General features: G+C 71.4%; 22 protein-coding genes and 3 pseudogenes. 17 read left to right on the plus strand and 8 right to left on the minus strand.

Translation table 11 applies throughout. The annotated features are described in order from the left end of the window. Nucleotides 1-96: 96 nt before the first annotated feature. The gene (locus OWR29_RS00095; protein ID WP_267560093.1) at nt 97-375 is read right to left on the minus strand and encodes a hypothetical protein; all 279 of its coding nucleotides are present in this window, start codon (nt 373-375) and stop codon (nt 97-99) included. Between the two features lie 151 nt (nt 376-526). Here OWR29_RS00095 and OWR29_RS00100 point away from each other — a divergent pair, with 151 nt between their 5' ends. The 8 genes and pseudogenes from OWR29_RS00100 (at nt 527) to OWR29_RS00130 (ending at nt 6,499) form a co-directional block, all read left to right on the plus strand. Continuing rightward, a complete protein-coding gene (locus OWR29_RS00100) occupies nt 527-1,126 on the plus strand; it encodes an exodeoxyribonuclease V subunit gamma (RefSeq protein ID WP_267560095.1) in 600 nt (199 codons plus the stop codon). 23 nt (nt 1,127-1,149) lie between these two features. Further along, nucleotides 1,150-1,500 (plus strand): annotated as a pseudogene (locus OWR29_RS48255) (hypothetical protein); the annotation flags it as partial. Nucleotides 1,501-1,681: 181 nt separating this feature from the next. After that, a complete protein-coding gene (locus tag OWR29_RS00105) occupies nt 1,682-2,146 on the plus strand; it encodes an AAA family ATPase (protein WP_267561158.1) in 465 nt (154 codons plus the stop codon). A 37-nt stretch (nt 2,147-2,183) separates the two neighbouring features. Further along, complete coding sequence (locus OWR29_RS00110; RefSeq protein ID WP_267560096.1) at nt 2,184-2,876, plus strand: ATP-binding domain-containing protein; 693 nt, start codon at nt 2,184-2,186, stop codon at nt 2,874-2,876. A gap of 65 nt (nt 2,877-2,941) precedes the next feature. Then, a complete protein-coding gene (locus OWR29_RS00115) occupies nt 2,942-4,423 on the plus strand; it encodes an ADP-ribosylglycohydrolase family protein (protein ID WP_267560097.1) in 1,482 nt (493 codons plus the stop codon). Further along, nucleotides 4,392-4,616, plus strand: a pseudogene (locus OWR29_RS00120) (TY-Chap2 family putative peptide chaperone); the annotation flags it as partial. The gene OWR29_RS00115 and the pseudogene OWR29_RS00120, both read left to right, overlap by 32 nt. 244 nt (nt 4,617-4,860) lie before the next feature. Further along, nucleotides 4,861-6,108: a DUF2252 domain-containing protein gene (locus OWR29_RS00125; protein WP_267561159.1), complete on the plus strand. Its 1,248-nt coding sequence runs from the start codon at nt 4,861-4,863 to the stop codon at nt 6,106-6,108. Nucleotides 6,109-6,112: 4 nt separating this feature from the next. After that, the gene (locus tag OWR29_RS00130; protein ID WP_267560100.1) at nt 6,113-6,499 is read left to right on the plus strand and encodes a DUF2255 family protein; all 387 of its coding nucleotides are present in this window, start codon (nt 6,113-6,115) and stop codon (nt 6,497-6,499) included. Between the two features lie 199 nt (nt 6,500-6,698). Here OWR29_RS00130 and OWR29_RS00135 read toward each other — a convergent pair whose 3' ends face one another. Beyond that, entirely contained in the window at nt 6,699-7,295 is a 597-nt protein-coding gene (locus OWR29_RS00135) for a DedA family protein (RefSeq protein WP_267560102.1), read from the minus strand. A gap of 409 nt (nt 7,296-7,704) precedes the next feature. Here OWR29_RS00135 and OWR29_RS00140 point away from each other — a divergent pair, with 409 nt between their 5' ends. From OWR29_RS00140 to OWR29_RS00150, 3 genes are all read left to right on the plus strand, one after another. Continuing rightward, entirely contained in the window at nt 7,705-8,352 is a 648-nt protein-coding gene (locus OWR29_RS00140) for a hypothetical protein (RefSeq protein ID WP_267560105.1), read from the plus strand. 123 nt (nt 8,353-8,475) lie between these two features. After that, nucleotides 8,476-9,729 (plus strand): sensor domain-containing phosphodiesterase, encoded by a 1,254-nt coding sequence (locus tag OWR29_RS00145; protein WP_267560106.1) that lies wholly within the window; start codon nt 8,476-8,478, stop codon nt 9,727-9,729. A gap of 443 nt (nt 9,730-10,172) precedes the next feature. Next, nucleotides 10,173-11,486 (plus strand): methyl-accepting chemotaxis protein, encoded by a 1,314-nt coding sequence (locus OWR29_RS00150; protein WP_267560107.1) that lies wholly within the window; start codon nt 10,173-10,175, stop codon nt 11,484-11,486. Nucleotides 11,487-11,506: 20 nt separating this feature from the next. Here the strand turns inward: OWR29_RS00150 and OWR29_RS00155 are convergent, their stop codons facing one another. From OWR29_RS00155 to OWR29_RS00185, 6 genes are all read right to left on the minus strand, one after another. Beyond that, nucleotides 11,507-11,920: a response regulator gene (locus tag OWR29_RS00155; protein ID WP_267560109.1), complete on the minus strand. Its 414-nt coding sequence runs from the start codon at nt 11,918-11,920 to the stop codon at nt 11,507-11,509. A gap of 62 nt (nt 11,921-11,982) precedes the next feature. Then, a complete protein-coding gene (locus OWR29_RS47990) occupies nt 11,983-12,207 on the minus strand; it encodes a 2Fe-2S iron-sulfur cluster-binding protein (protein WP_324291208.1) in 225 nt (74 codons plus the stop codon). Continuing rightward, nucleotides 12,207-13,070, minus strand: a complete 864-nt coding sequence (locus tag OWR29_RS00170; RefSeq protein WP_267560112.1) for an FAD binding domain-containing protein — start codon at nt 13,068-13,070, stop codon at nt 12,207-12,209. Before OWR29_RS00170 ends, OWR29_RS47990 begins: the two co-directional genes overlap by 1 nt. 126 nt (nt 13,071-13,196) lie before the next feature. After that, nucleotides 13,197-13,838, minus strand: a complete 642-nt coding sequence (locus OWR29_RS00175) for a class F sortase (RefSeq protein ID WP_267560114.1) — start codon at nt 13,836-13,838, stop codon at nt 13,197-13,199. Then, nucleotides 13,835-14,638: a GVDTG sorting domain-containing protein gene (locus OWR29_RS00180; RefSeq protein ID WP_267560116.1), complete on the minus strand. Its 804-nt coding sequence runs from the start codon at nt 14,636-14,638 to the stop codon at nt 13,835-13,837. The genes OWR29_RS00175 and OWR29_RS00180 overlap by 4 nt, the downstream gene beginning before the upstream one ends. A 12-nt stretch (nt 14,639-14,650) precedes the next feature. Then, the gene (locus OWR29_RS00185) at nt 14,651-16,150 is read right to left on the minus strand and encodes a protein kinase domain-containing protein (RefSeq protein ID WP_267560118.1); all 1,500 of its coding nucleotides are present in this window, start codon (nt 16,148-16,150) and stop codon (nt 14,651-14,653) included. Nucleotides 16,151-16,264: 114 nt separating this feature from the next. On the opposite strand from OWR29_RS00185, the pseudogene OWR29_RS47995 reads away from it, so the two are divergent. From OWR29_RS47995 to OWR29_RS00215, 6 genes and pseudogenes are all read left to right on the plus strand, one after another. Beyond that, nucleotides 16,265-16,615: pseudogene (locus tag OWR29_RS47995) on the plus strand (ATP-binding protein); the annotation flags it as partial. 76 nt (nt 16,616-16,691) lie between these two features. Further along, nucleotides 16,692-17,303, plus strand: coding sequence for a hypothetical protein (locus OWR29_RS00195; protein WP_267560120.1), 612 nt, complete (start codon nt 16,692-16,694; stop codon nt 17,301-17,303). A gap of 94 nt (nt 17,304-17,397) precedes the next feature. Further along, the gene (locus OWR29_RS00200; protein ID WP_267560121.1) at nt 17,398-18,285 is read left to right on the plus strand and encodes an ABC transporter substrate-binding protein; all 888 of its coding nucleotides are present in this window, start codon (nt 17,398-17,400) and stop codon (nt 18,283-18,285) included. A 40-nt stretch (nt 18,286-18,325) separates the two neighbouring features. Further along, complete coding sequence (locus OWR29_RS00205) at nt 18,326-18,745, plus strand: ABC transporter permease family protein (protein WP_267560123.1); 420 nt, start codon at nt 18,326-18,328, stop codon at nt 18,743-18,745. Then, nucleotides 18,697-19,422: an ABC transporter ATP-binding protein gene (locus OWR29_RS00210; protein WP_267560124.1), complete on the plus strand. Its 726-nt coding sequence runs from the start codon at nt 18,697-18,699 to the stop codon at nt 19,420-19,422. Before OWR29_RS00205 ends, OWR29_RS00210 begins: the two co-directional genes overlap by 49 nt. After that, a complete protein-coding gene (locus OWR29_RS00215) occupies nt 19,419-20,204 on the plus strand; it encodes a hypothetical protein (RefSeq protein ID WP_267560125.1) in 786 nt (261 codons plus the stop codon). The genes OWR29_RS00210 and OWR29_RS00215 overlap by 4 nt, the downstream gene beginning before the upstream one ends. Nucleotides 20,205-20,224 lie beyond the last annotated feature (20 nt).

Below are 20,224 nucleotides of genomic sequence, written 5' to 3' on the forward strand. Positions count from 1 at the left end.
CCTGGCCCGGCGCGTTACCGCCTCCTTCAGGCTTACGCCCGGGCCATGTCGCGGACTCCGTGGGCCGCTTGGTCGGCTCACGGGGCGGGTTGCCTGCTAGAAGCCCATGTCTTCGAGGCTGAAACCGGCGAACTTCGTCGGCTTGGCGTAGGCGTTGGCCGAGGCTCCGCCGTCTTTGATGTTGCGGGCCGCTTCGATCAGTCCGGGGACGTCGGTCTCGTCGTTGATGGCCACGTTCTGGCCGTCTTTCGGGGCCTTGGTGGTCCGAATGTGGTTGTCGTAGTAGTGGGAGACGTTCTTACCGCGATCGCGGGCGTTCTGGTCACTCCAGCCGCATTCCTTGGTCAAGACGTCATAGACGTGTACTCGCACCATGCTCCTCACGTCGAAGTCGAGAGCTCCTGGCCGGCGACACGAGCCTCTCCTGTTCCGCCGATCTTCGGTGACCAGCACCGCCATTTTGTGGGATATGGCCGTTCTGCACCCTGGGCCGTGAAGCTGGGCCGGAGGGGGCTCAGCGGAACCGATGTTGCTCATTCACCGGGCCGGACGGACGGATCGGCTGGCCGGCGTGCTGGCCGATCTGGTGGCTGAACCGCTCGGCGATCCCTTTGCGGCCGAGGTTGTCAGCGTGCTGTCCAAGGGTGTGGAGCGGTGGCTGGCGGAGCAGCTCTCGTTGCGGCTCGGGGTGTGCGCCAACGTGCGGTTTCCGTCCATGGCCGATCTGCTCGAGCAGGTCGGGATGCCGGGCGCGGTCGAGGACCCGTGGCGGCCGGATCGGCGTGTCTGGCCGTTGCTCGACGCCATCGACTCGTCTCTCGGGGAACCGTGGTGTGCGACCCTCGCCGCCTACCTCGAGACTCCGGGGCGCCGGTATGCCACGGCTCGGCGGCTGGCTGAGCTTTTCGACTCGTACGGGCAGCACCGGCCCGCGATGCTGCGGGCGTGGGCGGCCGGCGACGACTCGGACGGCGTCAGGGGCGGGCTCACCGACGACTTGTGCTGGCAGGCCGAGCTGTGGCGGCGGGTGCGCGCGCGGATGGTTGTTCCGAGCGCAGCCGAGCGGCTGCCCGGGATCTGCGAGGGCCCTGCGTCAGGAGCCCGGCCGGGTGCCTTTGCCGGCTAGGCTGTCCCTGTTCGGCCCGCGTCATGACCGTCACCGCGGAACAGGCCGTGCGCGCCACGGGCCTGCTCGCCACCTTCAACGACGCCGGGGTGCTCGCGCTGGCCGACGTGCACATCGCCCGTCGCCTGGCCATGCTGGGGGGCACAGAGTCCGATGAGGACGTCGAGCTGGCGATCGCTTTGACCGTACGGGCGTTGCGTCTCGGATCGGTCTGTGTCGACCTGGCCACCGCCCGCAGCACCACCTCGGCCGACGAGGACGTCGACGTGAGCACGCTGCCGTGGCCGGATCCGGCCGGCTGGACGCGGGCCTGCACCCGCAGCCCGGTCGTATCCACTGACGGCTCGGCCGGGCGGCCCCTGCGACTCGTGCGCGGCCTGCTCTACCTCGACCGCTACTGGCGCGAGGAGGAATCGGTGCGCCGGCAGCGGGGGGAGAACGGCCGGCCGCGCCCCCGCCGCCGGTCGACCTCACCCGACTGCGTACGGATATCGACCGGCTCTTCGACGCCGACGCCTCAAAGCAACGGCTCGCCGCTGCGGTCAGCGCCCTGCGCTGGGTCTCGGTGCTGGCCGGGGGCCGGGAACGGGCAAGACCACCACCATCGCCCGGCTGCTGGCGGTGTTGTGCGCCCAGCCCGGCGAGCCGTCCCGGATCGCGCTGGCCGCGCCCACCGGCAAGGCGGCCGCCCGCCTGTCCGAGGCCGTCCGGCCGGCCGCCGCCTCGCTGTCGCTTCCGCCGCTGGAGACGTCCACAGTGCACCGTCTGCTGGGCCGCCGCCCCGGCTCACGGACCCGGTTCCGGCACAACCGCAGCCACCGCCTGCCGTACGACGTGGTGGTGGTCGACGAGACGTCGATGGTGTCGCTGACGTTGATGGCCCGGCTGATCGAGGCCGTACGACCGGACGCCCGCCTGATCCTCGTCGGTGATCCCGATCAGCTGGCCTCGGTGGAGGCGGGCGCTGTTCTCGGCGACATCGTGGCCGCGGCCGGCCGGCCGGCCCGAGCCCGGACTTGACGCAAGCCTGCAGGCCCTCGGGTTCGGATCGCCCGGGGTGACCAACGGGGTCGTCACCCAAAACCGGATCTGGCGCTTCGGCGGCGACCTGGCCCGGCTGGCCGCGGCCGTCCGCGCCGGTGACGACGACGCCGTGGTCGCCCTGCTCCGGTCGGGCGGCGAGCAACTGCAGTTCGTCGAGACGCCCGCCCTGTCCTGCGCCGATCTGCGGCACGAAGTGACGGCCACCCTGTCCGAGGCCGAGGCGGCCGCGCGGGGTGACGCCGGTACGGCCCTGGAACGGCTGGAGTCGCATCGGCTGCTCTGCGCCCATCGCCGGGGACCGTACGGCGTAGCCCGCTGGGCGAGCGAGATCGAGAGCTGGCTGCCGTCGGCGGCCGGCGCCGAATGGGCGCCCGGCCGTCCGCTGCTGATCACGGCCAACGACTACGACGCCGGGCTCTACAACGGCGACACTGGCGTGGTAATCCAGACCCCGGACGGCCCGCGGGCCGCCTTCGCCCGCGGCGACCAGACCGTTCTGATTCCGCCGTCGCGCCTGTCCGAGGCCCAGCCGCTGTACGCGATGACCGTGCACCGCAGCCAGGGCAGCCAGTTCGACCGGGTCTCGCTGGTCCTGCCCCCGGAAACCTCACCGCTGCTGACCCGGGAGCTGTTCTACATAGCCGTGACCCGGCCAAGAGCGGGCTGCGCATCCTGGGTAGCGAGGAAGCCGTCCGGGCGGCGGTGACCCGGCCGATCGCCCGGGCCAGCGGTCTGCGCGCCGGGCTCAGCCCGTAGATTCGGAGGATGGACATGAGCACGCGACCGCGGTTGAGCGCCGTGCAAAGTGATCGGGCCGCCGGCGTCCTGCTGAGCGCCACCTGCGGAGACGCGCTCGGAGTCCCGTACGAGTTCGCCTCGCCGCCGGCGGGTCAGGCGCCGGTGATGAGCGGTGGCGGGCTGGGCGACTACGCGCCGGGGGAGTACAGCGACGACACCCAGATGGCGGTCTGCATCGCCGAGGTCGCGGCCACCGGGGCGGATCTGCGGACGCCCGAAGCGCTCGACCGGATCGCCGCCAACTTCCTGCGGTGGCGCACCGAGGGCGCGACCGACATCGGCATCCAGACCCGGCGCGTGCTCGACGGCCTCAAGGGGCACGGCCAGGCCGGGCTGGGCGATGCGATGACGCAGGCTGCGCGCGCCCTGCACGAAGAAACGGGGAAGAGCGCCGGGAACGGTTCTCTCATGCGTACGGGAATAGTGGCCCTGGCCTATCTCGGTGATCCGGAGGCGATGGCCGAGGCGGCGCGGGCCGTCAGCGAGCTGACCCATCACGATCCGCTGGCCGGGGACGGCTGCGTGCTGTGGTGTGCCGCGGTGCGCCGGGCGGTGCTGGACGGCACGTTCGACGGGCTGCGGGAGGGCCTGGAGCTGATCCCGCACGAACGCCGGGCGCAATGGACGACGTGGATCGACGAGGCCGAACAGCATCCGCCCGCTCAGTTCCCGAACAACGGCTTCGTCGCGACGGCCCTGCAGGCGGCGTGGTCGGCCATTTCCCGTACGCCCGTCCCGCGCAACGACCTGCCGGCCGGCGTCTTCGCCTGCGACCACCTTCGCGACGCCCTGTACGCGGCGGTCGGCGCCGGCAACGACACGGACACGGTGGCCGCCATCGCCGGTGCGCTGCTGGGCGCGCGGTGGGGCACCTCCGGCGTGCCGCTGGACTGGCAACGCGCCGTGCGCGGCTGGCCCGACCAGCGGACCCCCGACCTGATCGCGCTGTGCCTGCTGACCGCCGGGGCCGGCCGCCCCGACCGGGTCGGCTGGCCCGGCCTCGACCGGATGGAAGCCCCCATCCCGCACGCGCTGCTGGTCACCCACCCCGAGGACGACGGCGTCATCCTCGGCAACCTGGTCACCGACGCGGTCGAGGCCGGAGCGACCGCCGTGGTCTCGCTGTGCCGAGTCGGCCGGGCCCAGTTCGCCGGCGTACCCGCCGAGAACCAGGTGCAGGTGTGGCTGGTCGACCAGCCCGGCGCCAACGCCAACACGGCCTACGCCCTCGACCAGGCGGCCCGCATGGTCGCCACCCTGCGCGACGAGGGCCACCGAGTCCTCCTGCACTGCGCCGCAGGCCAGAGCCGAACCCCCGCCGCCGGCGCCCGCTACGCCATGCTTCGCAGCGGCCGGGGCGGCCAGGAGGCCCTGGACGAGATGCGAACCCTGCTCGACAACCACGGCTTCTACGTCAACTCCGAACTACGCCGCATCGTCACCGACTTTGGCTGACGACGCATGCCGGCCGAGCGGCTTCTATCGGTTCTGGGGCGTCCTGCGGGACGAGGAACCGGTCGCCGTCCTCGACACCGACGGTTTCGTGTACGTCGGCCGTCAGGTGCTGCATCTGCCGACCTTGTACCAGGCCCACGACCGCCGGATCGGACCGGCCGCGGCGGCGGCACTGGGCACAGTTCTGCCGTGACTTCGCCCTTCAGCCCGCTTTCTCCGGTGGCTTGACCCTGTGGCAGGGACAGGGTTTTAGCTGACCGGATGAAGGAGCTCGCACTGCGCGAAGAAGCCGGCACAGCATGACCGGGACTGCGCCCTTGGCCGTTCGTGTCCGGGCGTCGGAGAGTGTCGCCGCTGATGTGGTTGACGGGCGGCGGGCGCGAAAGCGGGCGCCGCGTCGGGGTGCGGCGGTCTGGGATTCCGGGGTGCGGCAGGTGATGGCCCTGGATCGGCTGCGGGGGCAGGAAGCCGTACGCGATTCGGTGCTGTTGCCGCTGCGGTATGCGCGCATGGCGTCGTCGCCGTGGGCCTATCTGCGGGGTGCGGCTGCGGTGATGGCGGCTGACCTCGCTGCGGCGCCGCACTCGGGGTTGACGGTGCAGATGTGCGGGGACGCGCACATCCTCAACTTCGGGCTGTGGGCGTCGCCCGAGCGGCAGTTGCTGTTCGACGCCCGGGACTTCGACGAGACGTTGCCGGGGCCGTTCGAATGGGATCTCAAGCGGCTGGCGACGAGCATCTACGTGCTCGCGGGGTCTGAGCGGCTGGGGGAGTCGTGTGCCGGCGAGGCCGCCGTGGCCGCGGTGAGAACGTATGGCAAGGCGATGCGCGCGTACGCCGGAATGGGCGAGCTGGACGTCTGGTACGACCGGATCCCGGCCGACGTGCCGTGGCGCGGCTTGACCTCCGAGTTCACTCAGGCCGCGACCGACAACATCAGGAAGCAGTCGCGGAAGCGGACTCATCACGGAACAGCCCGCCAACTCGTCACCGAAGAGGGCGGGCAGCGGCGGATCTCGCTGGATCCGATGAAGCGCCTTGACGACGGCTTGACCCACGAGCAGCGGGTCCGGGCGTCCGAGCAGGTCTACGACACGTACCTGGCCTCGATCTCGCCGCATCTGCGCCGGCTCGTCGACCGGTTCCGGCGGGTCGACGCCGTCCGGCAGATCGTGGGTGTGGGCAGCGTCGGCGTGCGGGTCTGGCTGCACCTGCTCGAGGGGGACAGCGGCCGGCAGCCGGTGTTCGCCCAGGCCAAGCAGGCGACGGCGTCGGTCTACGAGGAGTTCCTGGGCCCCAGCGACTTCGCCAACCACGGCGAACGGGTCGTCGTCGGCCAGCGCCTGATGCAGTCGGCCAGCGACATCTTCCTGGGGCACATGCGCGTCGACGGCTTCGACTACTACGTACGGCAGTTCCGCGACATGAAGATCATTCCCAGCGGCCCGGAGATCGCGGGGTATCTGCCGCAGTTCGCGGCGGCCTGCGGCCATGCGCTGGCCAAGTCGCACGCCCGCAGCGGCGATCCGGCGGCCATCGCCGGTTACATCGGCAAGGGGAACGCTTTCCGGGACGGCATTGTCCGCTTCGCCCGCGACTACGCCGGGCAGACCCACGCGGACCACGCCGATCTGCGTACGGCGATCGCGACCGGTGAGACCAGGGCGGCAGAACGAGGGTGGTAGCAAAATGACCGAGGCGTTGCGCACTCGCGAGTGGACTCCGGCCGAACTGGCGGCGTTGGACCGTACGCCGCTGATTCGCCTCGCCGGGGCAAGACCCGACGGAACCCTGCGGCCCTTCGTGATGATCGGCCACGTCCGGGTCGGCGCCGACGAGATCATCCGCTCGCTGAACGGGACCGGCGGCAGCTGGTATCAAGGCGTTTCCCGTACGGGCCAAGGCGTGATCGACGTCGACGGTCTGCAGGTACGAGTCGCTTTCGTCGCCGATTCCGGCCGCGAGGACGAGGTCGACGACGCGCTGCGCGCCCGCTACGGCAACGACTCCGGCGTCCGCCGGATGACGAGCGCGCTGGCCCAGGCGGCCACCCTCCGGATGATCCCCCTCGCTTGAGGGAAAGTGCCCGAACACGCCTCTTCTGTAGGGCTGGGCTCCGGGGTCATGGCGGCGGGCGTGAATGCGTACCGTCAATTCGTTGGTCTTTGAATTGCGCTCCGGGTGCCTGATGGCGTCGACGCGAGCACGGCGGCCGGCGCGGTCGCCGCCCAGTTCCCCTGCGACGGCGGGACGAACCAGGGCTGGCAGAAGATCTTCATCGTGTGATGCGGGTCCCGGCGGAGGCGAAGGACCGGCGGCGGCGCTGAACGAGCGTGTGCGTGATGCCCACGACCATGCCGAGCGCCATGCCGAACGCGGCGCCCAGCAGCGGCGAGTCGACGAAAGTCTCCCCGCCGAGGCGGCCCAGACCGATGGCGTACGCCGCCCAGGCCACACTGGCGAGGCCGGTGTGCAGGGTGAAACGCGCGACCGGCTGGGCCGCCGAGCCCGACGTCATGGCGGTGGCGGTGCGCCCGTACGGCAGAAATCGCCCGACGATGATCGCGCCGCCGCCGTACCGTCGCAGCGCCTGCCCGGCCTTGTATTTGGCCTGCACGAGTTTGGCGTTGCGCACCCGGTGACCGGCGCCCCGGCCCAGCAGGTAGGCGACCCGGTCACCGGCCATCCCGCCCGCGATCACGACGGCCGCCAGCACCGCCACGTCGGGCGGCCCGCCGGCCGACAGAGCGGCCAGCCCGATCACCACCGGGTCGGACGGCATGGCCGGGATGAAGCCGTCGACCGCGACGATCGCGAACACCACGACGTACAGCCACGGCGAGGAGATCAGCGGCGTCAGGCGGTCCAGCATCGTGGTGTCCTCCCTCGGTCGCCTGCCTTCGACCGTACGGATCGTGGAGGCTCCGTTCGATGGTGCGAGCCAGCCGATCGTGAGGGGTGCCAGCACCACCCCCTAGCCCCAGGCTGCTGCCGCACGGTGAGGATCCGGCGGCGCTCGGTACACGGCAGGCCGAACACGCGGCTAATCCGAGAGGGCTCAGTCCACCGGCTTGAACCAGGTCCGCGACGAGGGCAGGGCCAGCAGGACGACGATCCCTCCGCCAATCAGCACCCGGGCGACCCGCTGGACACGCCGGGCTGGCGGCCGGGTACGTAAACCGACCGCAACCCGGCCCGGTCCGCTACATCCCCATCGCCTCGCTGTTCGAGTTCAACGAGTACGAGGAGCTGGCCCCCCGACCACCGCGACGTCGTTCGTCGTGCCGCCGCGCCGGACCCCGGTCGACGTCGGCCTGCGCACCGCGCCCAACGGCTGGTACGGCTACACGGGGGTCAGCGCGCCGGTCGCGGGCACCCGGCTGACCGTGACGATCCCGCGGCAGGCCACCATCGGCGGCACGGTGACCGCGACCGGCCGGGTGGTCAGGACGGGCCGGCTGTGCGACCGGGGCCCGTGCCCGACCGTGGAGGAGGACGACGCCGGCCGCGAGGTGCGGCTGCAGGAGCGCGCCGGGGCGACGGCCGGGTGGCGCACGGTCGCCACGGCGAAGGCCGGCCGGGACGGCACGTACACGCTCGGCGCCCCGTTCGCCGGCACCCGCGACTACCGCGTGGTCGCACCGGTCGTCGCGCTGGCCCCCGGTCAGGTCGTCCCGGGCCGGGCCGCCCGGACGTACGCCGAGACGGCAGCAACCACCACGACCGGCGTGACCGGCGCGGCCGACGGCGACAGCGGACCGGGCGGCGGCCTTAGCGGACCGGGCGGCGGCGGTTCCGGCGGGGGACTGCCGATCACCGGCGTCCCGGCGCTGCCGTTCTCGCTGGCCGGCGGCCTGCTGGTGGCGCTCGGCGCGGCGCTGCTGCTGACCGGCCGGCGCCGGCGGCGCCCCGCACCGGCCGTGAAGTAGGCCCCGCCCACGCGGGGGACCGTGCCGTTCGAAGCGAAGTTCGGACGGCCGGTCCGCTTCGCGGGTATCGTGCACCGTTGTGGCCTCCCGTGACTGACTGTCGCAGCTGCTGAGACATTCGAGGTGAGCGCCATCCCTACGCTGCGGCCGACCGACGTGAGCCTCGACGACTTGTTGCGTGACGGTAGCCTGCACTGCGTCTACCAGCCCTTCGTCGACGTGGACACCGGCGCGGTGCTGGCCTTCGAGGCGTTGCTGCGCGGACCGGCGGATTCTGGCTGGGAGTCCCCGATGACGCTGCTGGACGCCGCCCGAGCGGCCGGCCGGCTGGCCGACCTGGAACGGGCGTCGTTGCAGGCGTCGTTGTCCGATGCCGCTCTGTTCTCGCAGGGCCGGCCGGTGACGTTGTTCGTCAACGTCGAGCCGAGCACGGCGACGCAGCGGTTGGACGTCGTCCTCGACGCCTTGTCAGCCCGAGCGCCCCATGTTCAGGTCGTCGTCGAGATCACCGAGCGGGCCTTGGCGGCCGACCTGGCCGGGGTGCTGGCGGCTGCGGAACGGCTGCGCGCTGCCGGGTGTGCCATCGCGCTGGACGACGTGGGCGTCGAACCGGCTTCGCTGGCTTTCATACCGTTGCTGCGGCCCGAGGTGGTCAAACTCGATCTGAGGCTGCTCCGTACGGTCAAGGACCCCGCCACTGTCACCGTGGCCGGAGCTGTCCGGGCCTACGCCGAGCAGGCCGGTGCGGAAGTTGTCGCCGAAGGTATCGAGACCCAGGGCGACCTGACGCGCGCCCTCGTGCTCGGCGCGACCCTGGGGCAGGGGTGGCTGTGGGCCCGTGGGGAAAGGCAGTTCACGCCGTCGGCGTTCCGTCCCGAGCGGTTCGCCGCGCGCCCGATCGGCATGGCTCTGCGGGCGACGCCCTACGAGCTGGTCGGCGCGGGCCGGCGGATCCGGCACGCGCCCAAAGACCTGCTCGTTCCTGTGTCGAAGACCCTGGAACTGATGGCGTTGGAGGCCACGGTTCCGCCGGTGCTGCTCGCCGCCTTCGAGCACGCCCGGTTCTTCCGGCCGTCGACCGCCCGCCGGTTCACCGAGCTCGGCGCCCGGCTACCGTTCGTCGCCGTGCTCGGCGTCGACATGCCCGCCACGCCGGTCCCCGGCGTACAAGGCGCCACCCTGTCCGTCCAGGACCCACTGGCCAGCGAGTGGACCGTCGTGGTGCTCGGCGCTCACCTCTCGGCCGCCCTGATGGCTCGCGACCTCGGTGACACCGGCCCCGACGGCGACCGGCAGTTCGAGTTCGTCGTCAGCTACGACCGCACCCTGGTCACCGCCGCCGCGCATTCTATGGTCGGCCGACTCACCCTCGGGTGATTCCTCTCCGTGGCCGCCGGCTGCTGTCCGGCACTGCCGTCGGCCTTCAGCAAACGGGATGAAACTTCTCAGCGGGAACGTGAATCGGCCGAACGGCAGAAGGAAGGCGCCGGCCTCGGGCTGACGTGACGTTCAGGAGTTCCAGATGGCGAACACGTCCCGGATCGGTGACCGCCTCAACGACATGGGAGTCGGCACCAAGGTCATCGTGGCGGTGGCGGTCGTGGCCCTGGGCACGACCGGGGTGGCCTGGGCCCGGCTCGGCTCGCTCGACGACCGGATCCAGGAACTGAGGCACGACAACATCACGCGGCTGGACGCTCTGGTCGGCGTCCAGAACGGCATGGCCGACATGTACCGGGGGGCTCTTCCTCTTCCAAGGGGCTCAGACTGCCGCGCAGCGGACTCAGTACGAGAACGAGACCAAGGCCGGCCAGGCTGCCGTGGACGCGGCCGGCGACCGGTACATGTCGGCCCCGGACGACTCGGACGCTTGGAAGACGCAAGCCGCGGCCTTCGGCGGCGCCTGGGGGCAGTACAAGGCGTTGGTCAACCTGTTGCTGTTCAAGGACGCCCCACCGGCCGGGAACGACCTGCCGGCCACGCTGGCCGACCAGTACACGCTGTGGGGCAACGCCGAGAAGATCATGAACACGGCCGTCGACCAGCTCATAGCCCTCGAGCGCTCGCAGGCCCGGCAGAACAGCACCGAGGCCCACGACGACGCCACCGGCACCCGGCGCACCATTGTCGTGCTGGTCCTAGCCGGCGTGCCGCTGTCGGTCGCGCTGGCCGTCCTGGTCGGTCGCAGCATCGCCCGCCGCCTGTCCGAGGTCCGCGATGTGCTCGCTGCGGTCGCCGACGGCGACCTGACCCGTCAGGCTGGCGCCACCGGCGGCGACGAGGTCGGCATGATGTCCAGCGCCGTCAACCGTGCCACCGCGGCGATCCGGCAGACTGTCGCCGCGCTGGGCGACTCCTCCCGCCTGCTCGCCGAGTCCTCGAGCCGGCTGTCGGCATCGGCGGAGGCCATCGCCGGCAACGCCCGGGAAACCTCGACGCAGACCGGTCTGCTGGCCGCTGCCTCGGAGGAGGTCTCGCGCAGCGTGCAAACGGTGGCGGCCGGCACCGAGGAGATGGGTTCGGCGATCCGGGAGATCCCCCAGTCGGCCAACGACGCGGCCAGAGTGGCGTCGGAGGCGGTCACCGAGGCGGCTGCCACCAACGCGACGGTCGCCAAGCTGGGCGCGTCGTCGGCCGAGATCGGCAACGTGGTCCGGGTCATTACCGCGATCGCCGAGCAGACCAACCTGCTGGCGCTGAACGCCACCATCGAGTCGGCCCGGGCGGGGGAGGCCGGCAAGGGCTTCGCCGTGGTCGCCAACGAGGTCAAGGAGCTCGCGCAGGAGACGGCCAAGGCCACCGGGGACATCTCCCGGCGGGTGGAGACGATTCAAGCCGACACCGACGGCGCCGTGGACGCGATCGGGCGGATCTCGTCGATCATAGGCCAGATCAACGACTACCAGACGACCATCGCTTCGGCGGTCGAGGAACAGACCGCCGCCACCAATGAGATGAGCCGGTCGATCGGTGAGGCGTCGAGCGGCTCGGACGGCATCGCCGGCAACATCGCCGGGGTGGCCGAGGCGGCCCGGACCACGACCGCCACGGTGGCCGACACGCAGCGTTCAGCGCAGGAGCTGGCCCGCATGTCGTCGGAGCTCGAGTCGGTGGTCGCCCGCTTCCAGGTGTGAGGCCGACCGGTGATCGAGGCCTAGCCCCGGTCTCCTTGGGCGGACGCACGCTGGAGCGTGTTGCAGATCATCCCGGCGAGAAGGTCGGGGTTGGCGGGCTTCTGCACGTACGGCGCATCCGGCCGCACCAGGCCTGAGCCAACGGCGATGTACCGCGGCACGCCGGTCACGAAGATGGTCTTGACCTGCGGAGACTCGGCTGCGACGCGATGCGCGAGACCGCCGCTCAGATCATCGGGCAGCGACAGGCCGGCCAGCAGCACGTCGATGTCGCCCGGCTGCTGCCGGCACACCTGCAGGGCGTCGTCGGCGTTCGCGGCCGTCCACGTCCGGAAGCCGCGCAGCTCGAGGGTGCGGGACAGCAGATCCAGGATGTCGGCGTCGTCGTCGACGATCAGGACGCCCGGCTTCGACGGCCCGGCCGATGCCTGCATGAGATCTCCGTTCGCCGCCCCCAGAATAGCGGACAAATCCGGCGCGGAGGCGCGTTCGCGATTCACCTGTCGCCGATCGTGGTGACCTTCGCCCCGTCGGCTTGCACGGCGAGCATCAGACAGGAACGGATCTCGTCGCCGTCCAGCGTCACGGCACAGGCGCCGCAGGTCCCGTCGGGGCAGGCGACGCGGTAACCGGCTATGCCGCACTCCGTCCCGAGCACGTCGGCGAGGGTGCGGCCGGTGTCGGCGTCCAGGTTATGACGTTCCCCGTCCACGATCAGCATCACCCGCACCGGCCGGTTCCCTCCCGGGCGCCACCGAGGGCGCGCCTGGCCAGCACGCGGAAGGCCTGTCGCGGCCGGGGCCGCCCGGCGTCCTCGTCGAGCCGGTCGGTGTCCTTCTCCGCCGCGATCTGCGCGGCCGTGGCGATGGCAGTGTCCGAGAACGTGGTGCCGAGCAGAGCCTCCTCGGCCGCGCCGGCCCGGACCGGGTACGGGCCGGAGTTGACCAGGCAGATCCGGGCCGAGGTGACCACGCCGTCGGTCACGGTGACCGCCGCCATCGCCGCCGCATGCGGAAAGATCGAGGTGCGCCGGTCCTCCGCGTAACCGACGCCGGTTCCGTCCGGCAGCGTGGGCAGCTGGGCCTCGACCAGCAGTTCCTCGGGCTTGCGGGTGGTGGTGAACGGCGCCTGGAAGAAGTCCTCGGCCGGCACCGTCCGGCGCCCCTCGGGCCCGTCCAGCACGAGCCGCGCCTGCAGGGCCACCGCCACCGCCGGCCACTCGGCCGCGGGGTGGGCGTAGGCGAGGCTGCCGAGCATGGTCCCGCGGGCCCGGATGGGCGGATGTCCGATGTGGCGGACCACGACGCGGAGCAGGTCGCCGAGCGGCCCGGTGACCTGGTCGGATTCGAAGGCCCGGTGCCGGACGAGTGCTCCGACGCGGAGGTAGCCGTTCGTCTCGGCCAGCGTGTCAAGTCCCTCGATCCGGTTGATGTCCACCAGCCGGCACGGCGTCGCGCCGCGGTTGATCACCATCGGGATCAGGCTCTGGCCGCCGGCCAGAACCGAGGTCTGCCCGTCGGACAGCGCGCTGATCACCTCGTCGACAGACTTCGCGGCGATGTACTCGACGGACCCGTTCTTCATCGAATCGTTCCCTCCCCGGACGAGAGGCCTGTATCGACCAGTTCCGGCGACTTAAACGTCGAAACTCCAACGAGGTCGGGTCTCGCCGGCAAGGTCACTCCACGATGGGCGGCGATTCGCTTTGCGTCACTCGGTGCCGCGGAGCTCGGCGTAGGCGACGATGTTGTCGACATAGTGGCCGGATCGGCGGTCGAAATAGCCGCCGCACGTGATCAGGCGCAGGCCGGCGTGGTCGATGGCGCCGTAGACCGCGCCGGCCGGGAACTGGTTCTTGGCGTAGCGGTCGACGCGGGTGACGGCGAAGACGGCGGTGATGCCGTCCTGCCGCGTGATTTCCACCCGGTCGCCGTTGTGCAGTGCGGACAGACGGGCGAACGTGCCGTCGGCGCCGTGGAAGTTGACATGGCCGGCGAGCACGGCCGGTCCGAGCGAGCCCGGGGTGGGCGCTTTGGTGTACCAGCCGACGGTGCGCGCATCGGTGGGCACCTGCATGGAGCCGTCCGGCTCCTGGCCGAGGCCGGTGATCGCCTCGTCGACGTCCAGGGCCGGAATCCGTACCCGGGTGGGGACGGACGCGGGCAGCAGCTTGCCGCGGGTGAGGACGTCGTGGCCGACCTTCGTGGCCGGAGCCGAGGACGGCGCGGCGGGTGGCGCGGTCAGCGGTGGCTCGGCGGCCGGCTCGTCGTGGTGGCCGATGGCGATCGCGGCCGCACCGGCGATCGCCAGAACGGCCGCGATGATCAAGGCGTGGGTTCGGTGCCGGGTCATCGCTGGGCGCGGCTCAGCACGTACGAGCGGCGGCGGGTGACCACGACGATGCCCAGCGCTGCCAGCAGAGCCAGCCCACCGGCGCCGTACCAGGCGGCGGCCCGGTCGCGGGTGCTGCCGTCGCCGGTGGCCACGCCGCCGACCGGTACCGAACCCACGGCGGCGCCGGAGACCATGCCGCATGTGGCCGGGTCGGTGGCCTCCTCCGGGATGCCGCTGAGTCCGGCCGACTTGGCGAGGGTGGATTCGCCGAGACCGTCGAGGTCGTATTTGTCGTTGCTGTTGGCGTCGACGCCGTGCTCGACGATGTGCAGGTCCTTGAGGTGTTCGACCGTGCCCTTCGGCAGGTCGGCGGAGGCGATGGTCCGGTCGTACGACAGATTGCCTTTGGCGTCGGCGATGGGCATGCGGTCGACGGCGAGGCCGCTGGCCTTGGAAGTGTCGCCCTTGGTGGTCAGCGAGACGAAGATGTCGCCGTAGACGGGCATACCCTCCTCGGTGCTGACGTAGCCGTTGCCGTTGGTGTCGGCCGACATGTCGGGGCAGTGGAAGTCCATTCCGGTGGCCGAGCCGTGCAGGTGCTGGGCGTGCGAGGAGTTCGGCACGAGGCCGGTGGAACGAATGCTGATCTTGAGATCGCCGTTGTCCAGGGCGGTGAGCGTGGCGTTGCCGCTCGCGCCGGAGTTGTTGAGCTCGAGCAGCTTGACGTGCACGCTTTCGTCGGCCAGGGCCGCGGTCGGCGTGGCGAGCAGCAGAGCGGCTGCGACCGGGACGGTCAGCAGGGTCCGGGGGAATCTCATGCGGTGTGCCTTTCAGCGAGCGGAGGCGAACAAATTCACAAGCTGCTTCTGTACGGGCAGGGCCCGTACCCAGTCCGGGGCGGCGGTCGTCCAGCGCAGCAAATAGGACCTCTCGTCCGAGGTCGCGATCAGGACGCGGCGTTCGTGCAGGGTGGTGCCGGAGTCGGGCTGCCAGGTGTACTCCCAGTCGGCGCCGCCGCGTTTAAGCATCAGGACGCCCATGCTGATGCGCCGGTAACCGGGCAGGTCACCGTCCTTCTCGCGGGCCTGCCAGTAGGCGAGCGGCTGCTGCGTCCGCACCGGCGACTGATTCACCTTGAAGGCACGGCGCCCGGCGGGGTCGCCGAAGCAGACTTCGTTGCCGCTGGTGGAACGCAGCCACCCGGCGGGCAGGGCGAGAGCGAACCCGGCCGGGTCACGCGACCAGATCCATCCCGCCGGCAGCCCGGCCGGCACGTGGCCGGTCGTCACGACGACGGGCTGACGGTCGGCGCCGAGGCCGCACAGGTCACCCGCCGGGCCAGCCGGCGCGACCGGGGGAGCGGCTGATTCGACAGCGGCCGGGCGGACCGGCCCGGTCTGGTGGGACCGGGCGGCATAGGCGGCGCCTCCGGTGGCCAGCAGCGCCAGCGAGATGCCGGCGATCACTGCTGTCCGCGGCCGGCGTCGCGGCGCGGTGACCTTGGCGATCCCCCGGGCGACCGGAGCGAAGGCCGTGCCGCCGGCCGGGACGGCGACCGTTTCCAGCCACGCGGCTGTCCGCTCGCCGTCCGGCCGGCTCTGCGGGTTCTTGTCGAGCAGAGCCAGCAGCAGGGCGGCCAGCGGCCCGGCCCGGCGCGGCGGGTCGGGGTCGTCGTTCAGCAGGGCCTGGACGGACGCCTCGACGTCGTCCCGGGCGAACGGCGGTCGTCCTTCGACCGCGGTGTAGAGGGTTGCTCCCAGCGACCACAAGTCGGCCGGAGTGCCGGTCTGCTGTGTGCGCAGCTGCTCGGGCGCCACATAGTGCGGCGAGCCCAGAAGCGGGTCGGGCCCGCCCGGCTCCCGGTCGCCGATCACGGCCAGGCCGAAATCGGTCAGCACGACTCGGCCGTCCGCGGCGAGCAGGACGTTGCCGGGTTTGACGTCGCGGTGCAGTACCCCGCCGGAGTGCGCGCTGCGCAGGGCGGACAGCACGCGCAGGCCGAGCCGGGCGACCTCCCGGGGCGGCAGCGGCCCGTCGGCCTGGACCGCCTCCTGCAGCGAGCGTCCCTTGACGTATTCCATGACCAGCCAGGACCGACCCTGTTGCCAGACGACGTCGTAGACGTTGATCACGCCGGGATGGTCGAGCCGGGCGGCCGCCCGCGCTTCGCGCATGGTCTGGGTGGCCAGCAGGGCGGTGGAGGCGACGGTGATCTCCTTGACCGCCACCACCCGTTGGAGCAGCTCGTCCTGCGCTCGCCAGACCCGGCCCATTCCGCCCGAGCCGATCAGTTCGAGCAGCCGGTACCGGCCGCCTACCAGCTCGTCCATGCCCCACTCCGATCCCGTCGTATGGCCGGGATTCGGAGCCGGTGGTGATGCGGATGGGTCGGGATTCAACCGGCGTTCACGGTGTTGGTTCCCGGCTCGTGGTGCTCACCGGGCATGCACCGAGATCGAAGGCAGCTCCGGGAACAGGGTCGATACCAGAACAACTACTATGCTTGCGCCGTGTCCGGCGACCCCGCGCAGCTCCACGGCCGGAGGAACGAGCTCGGCGAGCTGGACCGCCTCGGCGAGAGCGTGCGTTCCGGCCGCAGTGCCGCGCTGGTTATCCGGGGTGAGGCCGGGGTGGAGAAGACCGCGCTCCTGCGGTACGCGGCTCAGCGGGCGCAGCCGCATTTCCGGGTGGCCCAGATCGCCGGTGTCGAGTCGAAGGCGGAGCTGGCGTACGCCGGTCTGCACCAGCTCTGTGCGCCGATGCTCGATCATCTCGAGGCCCTTCCGGCGCCTCAGCGGTCCGCGTTGCGCGTCGCGTTCGGGCTCACCGGGGGGAGACGCGCCGGATCGCTTCCTGGTCGGGCTGGCCACCTTGACCTTGCTGGCCGAGGTGGCCGCGAGCCGGCCGCTGATGTGCCTGATCGACGACGTGCAGTGGCTGGACCGTTGCTCCGCGAGTCGCTCGGCGCCCCTGCTCGTGACCGAGCTTCCGGCCGACAATTGGCTTCACCACGGGGCTCTGGGGGCGACGGCGGCCGGGGCGATGTGGGACGTCGAGACCTGGCACGCGGTGAGCAGCCGCCAGGCCGCTCTGGCCCGGGAGCTCGGCGCGCTCGGCGTCCTGCCCACGCCGCTGAGCGGGTCGGCCATGGTCGCCATCTGGCGGGGTGACTTCGAGGCGGCGGCCCTTCCGGCCGACCCCGAGGCCACGGAGCTCCTCGTCCCCACCTGGATGCTGCCGGAACGCGTCGAGGCGGCGGTCCGCTGCGGGGAACGGGGGGTTGCCCTCGCCGCCCTGGCCGAGTTCGAGTCCACCGCCAACCCCGGCCCGCACGGGTGGGGCCGGGTCCTCGCGGCGCACTCGTGGGCCCTGCTCAGCGACGGGGGAGTGGCCGACGGTCTCTACCGGGAGGCGATCGACCAATTGACCCGGGCCGGAGTCCGAGCCGAGCAGGCTCGGGCCCATCTCATGTACCGGAAATAACTCCGGGGCGAGACCCGGCTGGGCGAGGCCCGCGAACAATTGCGGACAGCTCACGACATGTTCGCGGCGATGTCGGCCGGCGGCTTCGCCGAGCGTGCGCGCCGAGGGCGAGCAGGGCTCGACCGGATACGCCGCGGCCGAGCTGGAAGGCTTCTACGCTCAGCAGGGGCTGACGTTCAGGCCGACATGGGCGACGTCCGGGACGGTGCTCCTGCAGGGGCTGGTGAGCGGGGACTTCGACGTGGCCAACCACGGCCCGGCGCAGCTCTACGACGCCATCGGCAACGGCGCCTGCGCGCGGGCGCTCCGGCCGACCCAGGGCGCGGCGTGCGGGGTGATCGTGCGCACCGGCCTGCATCTCGACACCACCCTGCCGTACCCGCGGGTTCTCACCCAGCTGCGCGGACGGACGATAGGCGTCGCCGCGCGAGGGGCCGCGCAAGAACTCGTGCTGCGGTCGCTGCTCAAGGACGCCGGCCTGAACCCGGACACCGATGTTAGCTGGGTGGCCATCGGCGTCGGAGCGGCTGCCGCGTCCGCGCTCGCCTCGGGTCAGGTGGACGCGGCGATGTCGTACTCGCAGCTCGAGACGAACCTCGCAGCCGAAGGCTCCAGATATGACAAACTGGTGGATCTCGCCGGGTCGCACACCCTGCTGGGCGCGTTTTGGCAGTCGGTCGCCGTTGCCAACTGCGGCTGGGCCGACGATCATCACGACACGGTGATGAAGTTCTGCTTTGCCCTCAACCAGGGTTTCGAGGCACTAGAGAAGGATCCGGCGGCGGGGCCGCGGGCGTTCGCCTGGCTCGGCCTCGGGCCGGATCCGGGCCGGGCGAGGATCCTGTGGAAGACCTACAACATGCCCGTCGTGGACATCCCGCCCCTCAACCGGACGAACTGGAACCATCAGGCGAAGTTCGCTTCCGGCGGTACGGCGCCCGACATCTCCGCGTACGTGGTCGACGGCTGCGCGACGGCCTGAGCGGGGCCCCGCCGGCCGGGTGTGGCTGTGGCGCGCCGCCGTGCTGCCGATCCTGATCGGGTTGTGGCAGCTCGCGTACCAGCTCGACATCGCCGGCCGGGTCCTGCTGCCGAGCCCGCACGCGGTCTGGGCGGCCGGTCTTTGGCTGCACAGTTCCGGTGTCCTCTGGCCGAATTTGTGGTCGACGCTCGGCGCGGCCCTGGGAGCGCTCGCCTTGTCGGCGGTTGTCGGCATTCCGGCTGGGATCCTGCTCGGCAGGCTGCCGCGCACGTGGGCCGTGCTGGCGGCGATCGAGAGTTCTGTGCTCGCCAATCGCTTTCAGAGGCGACCCCGCCGCGGCCGGCCCACCGTCCTCGGCACTGTTTCCCGACCGCGTACGGTCAGGATGCCGTGCGCTTGCGGTCGGTCTCCGTGCGGTTCGGATCGTCGCCGGGTCGTGTGCTCGACGACCTGTCGCTGACCGTGGCCGAAGGACAGTTCGTCGCGGTCGTCGGAGCCAGCGGCGTGGGCAAGTCGACGCTGCTCAACGTCGTCTCGGGCCTCGTGCCGGCGTCGTCGGGAGAGGTCACCGTGTTCGGCCGCCCGCCGCGGGCCGGACGGGCAGACGTCGGCTACATGTTCGCCCGCGACGCGCTGCTGCCGTGGCGCACCGCGCTGCGGAATGTGGAACTGGGCCCGGAACTGCGAGGAAGCCCGGCGCCCGCCCGGCACATGCTCGAACTTGTGGCCCAGGGGCCGGCCGCCGACCAGTACCCGTCCCAGCTGTCGTCGGGCATGCGCCAGCGGGTGGCACTGGCCCGGACCCTGGCCGCCGGCCCCGACCTGCTGCTGATGGACGAGCCGTTCGCCGCGCTGGACGCCCTGACCCGCTCCTCCGTCCGCGACCTGCTGCTCGACATCTGGGGCAACGAGGAGCACCGCCGGACCGTCGTCTTCGTGACCCACGACCTCGCCGAGGCGCTCCTCCTCGCCGATCGGGTCGTCACCCTCGCCGGCGGTGGTATCCGGTCCGACGTGGGAGTTCCCTACGGACGCCCACGCGACCAGCGAACCCTCATGGCGCGGGCGGACTACCGCGCCCTCTACGATCGGTTGCAGGCAGACCTCAAGCCACTACGGAACAGTGCTGTTCGATGAAGATCCTTCCGTACGACTCCCGGTGGCCGCCCGAGTGGACGGGGCAGCGCCGCTCCGGGATCCTGCTGTTCGGCGGGGTGTTTCTGGGGCTGATCGCCCTCGGCGCTGTGTCACAACTGAGCCGGGGCCCCTTCATCTTCGCCGTGGTTGCGGTCTACTTCGGACACCTGGCGGCGATGAGTCTTCACTCGTACGGCGGTGGCCGGCGCCGCACGGACACGACCGGCGTACAGGAGACGGCCGAAGGCCTGGTTTTCCGGTACGCCGCAGCGCCGACCTATCTGGTCGGCGCGTTCTCCGTACTGACCATCGTCGCGCTGGCCGGCCTGTCGATCGCTGCCGCCGCTCAGGCAACGGTGGAGGGCTACGTCATCTGCGTCGCGGTCGCCGTCCTGGCCGTCCTCATGCTCGTGTTCCTCGTCGTGTTCCTGAGGCTGGCGCCGGGCCGCGTCGTCATCGGCCCCGACGGCTTCCACCACCGGGGCCTCACGTTCACCCACTTCGTGCCCTGGGAAGCGGTGAGCGACGTGGCCGCGCTGTGGGCCGGCTCCCCGGTGGTGTTCGTCCACACGATCGGCTCGCCGCGGACACTCACCCACAACTATCTCGGCCGCGACACTGCCGGCCCGCGGACGCTCTCACCGTTCGACACCGTCAGCGGGCGCTGGCTCGCCGCCGATCCCGGCCTGCTGTTGCGGGCGCTGGCCTACTACATCGGGCATCCCGCCGACCGCTCCGAGCTGGCCGCCGGGACCGCGCTCCGCCGCGTGACCGCCCTCTGATCGCTGTCCGTGGGGCGTCC

It is taken from the genome of Paractinoplanes pyxinae (assembly GCF_026626335.1).
GTDB classification, from domain to species: Bacteria; Actinomycetota; Actinomycetes; order Mycobacteriales; family Micromonosporaceae; genus Actinoplanes; species Actinoplanes pyxinae.